Genomic DNA, 6,443 nt, shown 5'->3' on the forward strand with positions numbered 1-6,443 from the left:
CAGGAACCCATGTGGGAGCGAGCCTGCTCGCGAAAGCGGTGGTTCAGTCATGGAAATGTTGGATGTGCCGCCGCCATCGCGAGCAGGCTCGCTCCCACAGTGGACGGCGGTTGTTCAGTGGATGCATGCACGCCGCAGGAACCCATGTGGGAGCGAGCCTGCTCGCGAAAGCGGTGGTTCAGTTTATGGAGATGTTCGATGGGGCGCCGCAATCAAGCGTCTTGGTCGCGGTTCTGATTGATGAAATCCACAAACGCCCGCAGCGGCGAGGGCAGGTAGCGGCGGCCGGGATAGTAGAGAAACGGTCCGCTAAAGCGCTGCCACCACGGTTCGAGTACCGGTTCGAGGGCGCCGCTGTCCAGGTAAGGGCGTAGCCAGTCCTCGAACAGGTGGACGATCCCGAGTCCATCCACCGCGGCCTGGACGGCCAGGTCCATGGCGCCGCCAATGCGTACCAGCAATGGGCCGTTCGGCTCAACGCTGATGGTTTCGCCGTCACGCTCATACTCCCACAGCGGCAAGGCGCCGCTGGGGAACTTGCCGGCCAGGCAAGCGTGTTGCAGCAGGTCGCGTGGATGCTCGGGGCGGCCGCGGGCGTCTAGGTACGCCGGTGCGGCGGCGGTCGCGAAGCGTTGGAAGCGCGGGCCGATGGGGATCGCGATCATGTCTTGTTCGAGGCGCTCGTCGTAGCGAATACCCGCATCACACCCGGCCGCGAGCATGTCGACAAAGCTTTCTTCGGTAACCACTTCGAGGCGGATGTCGGGGTAGCTTTTCAGGAAGGGCGCGATGATCGAAGGCAGCACCAGCCGGGCGGCGCTGACCGGCACGTTCAACCTGAGGGTGCCGGAAGGCCGGTCGCGAAAATCGTTGACCACGTCCAGCGCGGATTCGACTTCGCCCAGGGCTGGCACGATGCGTTCCATCAACCGTGCGCCGGCCTCGGTCGGCACCACGCTGCGGGTGGTGCGGTTGAGCAGGCGCACGCCGAGTCGGCTTTCGATCCGGCGTACCGCGTCGCTGAGGCTGGAGGCGGATTTGCCGCTGATGCGTGCGCCTTCGCGAAATCCCCGCGCATTGACCACCGCCACGAAGGCCAGCAAGTCTTGAATGTTCGTCGCCATTGTTCTCTCCGTCGTACAGCCCGTTCGGATTGCACCTGATTATCAGTGGAGTGGACAACGCCTATAGTCGGCTCACGCACATTAATCCAAGGGGTACGCGATGAGCAGCGCAGACAAGGCAGGGACTTTTTTATTGGGTGATCGTACGGTCAACCGCATGGGCTACGGCGCGATGCAACTGGCGGGGCCGCAAGTCTTCGGGCCGCCCAGAGACCCGGCGGCGGCCATCGCCGTGTTGCGCGAAGCCTTGGCGGCCGGGGTCAATCACATCGATACCGCCGATTTTTATGGGCCTCATGTCACCAACCAACTGATCCGCGAGGCGCTGCACCCTTACGCCGACGACCTGGTCATCGTGACCAAGGTCGGCGCGGTTCGGGGCGCCGATGCGTCATGGAACCCAGCCCAGAGCCCCGCCGAGCTGACCCGTGCGGTGCACGATAACCTGCGCAACCTCGGCGTCGAGGTGCTGGATGTGGTCAATCTGCGGGTCATGGGCGATGTGCATGCGCCCGCTGAAGGATCGATTGAAGAGTCCTTTACCGCATTGGCCGAGCTGCAGCGCCAGGGCCTGATCCGCCACCTGGGCCTGAGCAACGTCACGGCGGCGCAGGTCAAGGAGGCCCAGGGAATTGCCAAGGTGGTCTGCGTGCAGAATCACTACAACCTGACCCATCGCGACGACGAACAACTCATCGTTGACCTGGGCCGCCAAGGCATCGCCTACGTGCCGTTTTTCCCGCTGGGTGGGTTTACGCCGCTGCAATCGGAAACGTTGTCGAACGTTGCCGCGCGCCTGCAGGCGTCGCCGCTGTGCGTTGCGCTGGCATGGCTGCTGCAACGTGCGCCCAACGTGGTGCTGATACCCGGCACCTCGTCGGTGGCGCACCTGCGGGAAAACCTCTCGGCGAGTGAGCTGAAAATCCCATCGCCGATGCTCGCCGAGTTGGACGGGTTGGTGCAGGCAAATTAACAGGCGCGGTCCGCCTGCCTGCACCGTCGCATAAACGCCTGGCACCCACCCCGTGGCGAGTGGAACTCAGACCTGCTGTATCAGCGTCTAGCCGGCGCTTTTATCCGTCTCGTTTCGATGGTGTTCCGGCCAGCTGTCGACGGGCCGTGCGCGGTCTTCGTTGAACATTTCCGTGAGCAACGCGTTGGCGCGTCGGTAGGCGTCGTGCCGGAACGTGAGGTCATCTTCCGGCTGGGCGACGATTTCTTCGAGCATCTGCAGATTCAAGCGGCGGAACTGATCGGCGCGTTCGCGCGCCTCGTAAGCGCCGACACCCATCTGCACCAGCGCCCGGCGACCCAGCGCCAGCGCGCTTTCGAAGGTTTCCCGCTCGGCAACCTCGACCCCCATCTGCCGCAGGTTGATCAGGTGGCCCATGTCCCGCGCGCGGACGACCAGTTTCAACCTGGGGAAGTGCTCCTGGGCCAATCGGCTCAGCGTCAGGTTGTCTTGCTGATCATCGATCGCGTTGATCAGCACCGCCGCCTGGGCCGCACCGGCCGCGTGCAACAGGTCGAGGCGCGTGGCGTCGCCGTAGAACACTTTCACGCCGAATTTGCGCAGCGTCTCGATGTTGTCGGGGTCGTGATCCAGAACCACTACCTCGACGCCGCAGGACATCAGCAAACGTCCGGCGATCTGTCCGAAACGGCCGAAGCCGGCAATGATCACTCGCGGGTTCTGCTGGTCGACGAGGTCGGATTCCTGGCTATCCTTTTTGGTTGCCGACTCGATCCGATCCAACAGCAGGATGAGTAGCGGGGTCACGCACATCGACAGCGCGACCGCCAGCGTCAGGCTCTTGCCCCACTGGTCGGTCAGGATGCCCGCCAACGTTGCGGCACCGAACACCACGAAAGCGAACTCGCTGCCCTGGCCGAGCAATACCGCCTGCCAGGAACGCTGGCCGGCGGGGACATTGAGGAAGCGGCTGACGGCCTTGATCACCAGCAGTTTGATCAGGATGAACCCGACGGTCAGGGTGATGACTTTCAGCGGTGCGTCGATCAGCGTGCCGAAGTCGATCGACATGCCGACGCCGATGAAAAACAGCCCCAGCAGCAAGCCCTTGAACGGCTCGATGTCGCTTTCCAGGGCATGGCGGTATTCGGAACTCGCCAGCAACACGCCGGCGAGGAACGCGCCCATGGCCATCGACAGGCCGGCTTCTTCGAGGAGAAAGCCAAAGCCGAATACCAGGAACAGCGCCACGGCACTGAAGATTTCGCGCAGGCCCGAGCGCGCGGCGAAGCGCAACAGCGGCCGGGTCACGTAGCGCCCAAGCAGCACGACGACGCTGATCGCGGCGACGATCTTGACGATCGACAACGCCAGGGCCATGCCCGAAGGTGTGTCGCCGTGGGCCGAGAGCAACGGGATCATGGCCACCAGGGGAATGGCCGCGATGTCCTGGAACAGCAGGACGGCAAAACTGCTGCGGCCCACGGCGGTAGCGTTCAGGTTGCGTTCACTCATCGCCTGCATGGCGATGGCCGTGGACGAAAGGCTCAGGGTCAGGCCGACCAGCAAGGCCGCCGTCCAGCCCAGGCCGAGCGCCGCGCAGAACGCAGCAATGGCGGCACCGCAAGCGAGCATCTGCAGCGCGCCGCCACCAAATACCATCCGGCGCAGCGCCCACAGGCGCTTGGGGTCGAGCTCAAGGCCGATGATGAACAGCATCAGCACGACGCCGATTTCGGCGAATTCCAGGATGGCCTTGACGTCGGTTATAAGCTTCAGCCCCCACGGGCCGATCACGCACCCGGCCAGCAGATAACCGAGCACCGGGCCCAGGCCCAACCGGACGGCAATCGGTACGATCAGTGTCGCCGAGGCCAGGTAGATGAGCATTTCGATCAGGCTGTGAGTTTCCATATCAAGCGTCCTTCCAGGCGGCCAGGCGTTCGCCATAGTGTTCGATCTGTTCGCGTTGGGCCTCGGAGTCGGCGGCAAACGCGCCATGCACGACCATCGGTTCGAGCCAGCGCATGTGGCAATAGAGCGCCGTGGCCTGGAGCGGCTGGGCCAGTACGGCAAAGCCGGGGTAAGCGCCCATCTGGAAATGATCGTGTTCGCCACCTGTGGTGACGGCCCACAGCAGGCTTTTGCCGTTCAGGGCCGTGGCGCCTTTGCCGTACGCCCAGCCGTGGGTGAAGACTTTGTCGATCCACAATTTGAGCAGGGGCGGCATGCTGTACCAGTACATCGGGTGCTGCAGCACGACCAGCTGTGCCTGTTCGACGGCGCGCTGTTCCGCCTCGACGTCGATGTCGAAATCCGGGTAGAGATCGTAGAGCGAGCGTATGACCACGTCCGGATTGGCGCCGGCGCGCTTGAGCATCTGCTGGTTGACCCGCGACTGGTCGGGGTAGGGATGGGCGTAAACGATCAGGATCATCGGGGCAATTCCAGGCGGCTGGGTCCGGGTCGAAAGGCCGGACATCCTACCGGGGAAGGCGCGTGATGTTTAGGAGATTGTTCCCGGGCGAGCCTTGCCCGGGTCAATTGAGCGGCAGCGAGACCCTGGCCTCCAGGCCGCCGCCCCGGCGGTTCCTGAGCGTCAGTGTGCCGCCGTGCTCGAGCACCGTCGCCCGAGCGGCCGACAGGCCCAGGCCGACGCCACCGGTATTTTTGTTACGTGAACCCTCGATGCGAAAGAACGGTGCGAAGACCTGCTCATGGTATTCGGGCGCAATGCCCGGGCCGCGATCCTGGATGCGGATTTCGATGCGATCGATGAAGGTCTTGAGTTGAACACCCGGTTCGCTGGCGTATTTGACCGCGTTGTCGATCAGGTTGGTCAGCGCGCGCTTGATCCCGATGGGGCGGCCTACGTAGACCAGGCGCTGGGCGCCTTCGAAAGACACTTCGATGCCGCCATCCCTGAAATCATCGACGACGGTGTGCAGCAGCTCCGCCAGGTCGAACGCGGTGGCATGTTCGAGGCGCGCTTCGTCGCGGAAGAACTCCAGCGCGGCATTGACCATCGCCTGCATTTCGTCGACGTCCCGGAACAACCGCGATTGCTGTTCGGCGTCCTCGATGAACTCCCCGCGCAGGCGCATGCGGGTCAACGGTGCGCGCAGGTCATGGGAGATGGCCGCGAGCATTTGCGTGCGGTCCTGGACGAAATGCTTGAGCTGGGCCTGCATCGCGTTGAACGCGAGGATCGCCTGGCGGATCTCGAAGGGGCCGACGACCGGGATCGGCGGCGCCCGGAAGTCCACGCCGAAGCGCCGTGCGCCCTCGGCGAAGCGCTCCAGTGGGGTTGCCAGGTGCCGCGTGGCAATCAGGGCGACGATCAAGGTCGAGAGCAGGATCAACGCGATGATGATCAGGTTGCGCTGCCATTCCCCCAGCCCCCAGCTGCGCGAGCCGACGGAGAAGATGACCCAGGTATGGTCGGACAGCTCGATGATCACCGCGTAGCGTCTGCCCGGGTCATCAGCGGCCGGCCAGTCGTTGGGCTCGTAGGCCTCGATCCGGGCATCGGGCCTGTTCAATTGCTGACGCAGGAAAACCGAGCCCTCGCTGAACTCCGGGTCCCCGATCTGCGGCAGATGCGCCTCCTCATAGCGTTGCAGCCACTGCACGTTGATCCCGGGGTCGCTGGCGACCCGGGCCATGGCGTGCCGTTGGTCGGGATCGGCCGAGTCGATGATGCGCGTGATCGCCGCGGCCTTGTCCATCAGGCCGGTTTCCATCAGGGGAGGGCGCGCCCACGCACCGGCCACCAGGCTGAACAGCTCGTTGAGGGCCAGCAGCGTCAGCATCGAGACCATGGTGGTCAGGGCGATCCAGCGCGCCACGGTGTCTCTGGGGCGCGGCACCTTCGGGCGCTTGGTGGTCATCGCTTCACCACGTGAGGGCTGAACAGGTAGCCGCTGTTGCGGATGGTACGGATCATCGACGGGCCCGTGACGTCGGTCTCCAATTTGCGCCGCAGGCGGCTGACCTGCACGTCGATGCTGCGGTCGAATGCGTCGAAGGTTTCGCCGCGGGCCAGGTCCAGCAGTTGCTGGCGGCTGAGGACGCGGCGCGGATGTTCGGCGAAGACCAGCAGCAGTTCGAACTCGCCGGTGGACAGCGGAATCATGACCTTGTCGGGGGAGCGCAGCTCGCGGCGGGTGACGTCCAGTTGCCAGCCTTCGAATTCCAGCACCGGCCGGGAGATATCGCCCAGGCTGCCCCTCGCTTCGCCGGTGCGCCGCAGGACCGCGCGGACCCGGGCCAGCAGCTCACGGGCGTCGAAGGGCTTGGTCAGGTAGTCGTCGGCGCCCATTTCCAGGCCGACGACACGGTCGCTG

At 64.5% G+C, this 6,443-nt stretch carries 6 protein-coding genes; 1 reads left to right on the forward strand and 5 read right to left on the reverse strand.

The annotated features are described in order from the left end of the window. Window positions 1–212: 212 nt before the first annotated feature. Window positions 213–1,124, reverse strand: a complete 912-nt coding sequence (locus ACE04F_RS09400; RefSeq protein ID WP_486106133.1) for a LysR family transcriptional regulator — start codon at window positions 1,122–1,124, stop codon at window positions 213–215. A gap of 100 nt (window positions 1,125–1,224) precedes the next feature. On the opposite strand from ACE04F_RS09400, the gene ACE04F_RS09405 reads away from it, so the two are divergent. Next, complete coding sequence (locus tag ACE04F_RS09405; protein WP_486106135.1) at window positions 1,225–2,097, forward strand: aldo/keto reductase family oxidoreductase; 873 nt, start codon at window positions 1,225–1,227, stop codon at window positions 2,095–2,097. An 87-nt stretch (window positions 2,098–2,184) separates the two neighbouring features. On the opposite strand, the gene kefC is transcribed toward ACE04F_RS09405, so the two are convergent. The 4 genes from kefC to ACE04F_RS09425 form a co-directional block, all read right to left on the reverse strand. Beyond that, window positions 2,185–4,011: a glutathione-regulated potassium-efflux system protein KefC gene (kefC, locus tag ACE04F_RS09410; RefSeq protein WP_486106137.1), complete on the reverse strand. Its 1,827-nt coding sequence runs from the start codon at window positions 4,009–4,011 to the stop codon at window positions 2,185–2,187. A gap of 1 nt (window position 4,012) precedes the next feature. Then, complete coding sequence (kefF, locus tag ACE04F_RS09415; RefSeq protein WP_486106139.1) at window positions 4,013–4,534, reverse strand: glutathione-regulated potassium-efflux system oxidoreductase KefF; 522 nt, start codon at window positions 4,532–4,534, stop codon at window positions 4,013–4,015. Window positions 4,535–4,637: 103 nt separating this feature from the next. After that, window positions 4,638–5,987, reverse strand: coding sequence for a sensor histidine kinase (locus ACE04F_RS09420; RefSeq protein WP_486106141.1), 1,350 nt, complete (start codon window positions 5,985–5,987; stop codon window positions 4,638–4,640). Beyond that, the coding region (locus ACE04F_RS09425; protein ID WP_486106143.1) for a winged helix-turn-helix domain-containing protein at window positions 5,984–6,443 on the reverse strand (460 nt) is incomplete at its 5' end. The genes ACE04F_RS09425 and ACE04F_RS09420, both read right to left, overlap by 4 nt.

The organism is Pseudomonas sp. AGC41, from assembly GCF_057334555.1.

Coding starts and splice junctions, on each gene's coding strand:
- ACE04F_RS09420 (WP_486106141.1), bottom strand. CDS start 5,987: ATGACCACCAAGCGCCCGAAGGTGCCGCGCCCCAGAGACACCGTGGCG.
- kefC (WP_486106137.1), bottom strand. CDS start 4,011: ATGGAAACTCACAGCCTGATCGAAATGCTCATCTACCTGGCCTCGGCG.
- ACE04F_RS09405 (WP_486106135.1), top strand. CDS start 1,225: ATGAGCAGCGCAGACAAGGCAGGGACTTTTTTATTGGGTGATCGTACG.
- kefF (WP_486106139.1), bottom strand. CDS start 4,534: ATGATCCTGATCGTTTACGCCCATCCCTACCCCGACCAGTCGCGGGTC.
- ACE04F_RS09400 (WP_486106133.1), bottom strand. CDS start 1,124: ATGGCGACGAACATTCAAGACTTGCTGGCCTTCGTGGCGGTGGTCAAT.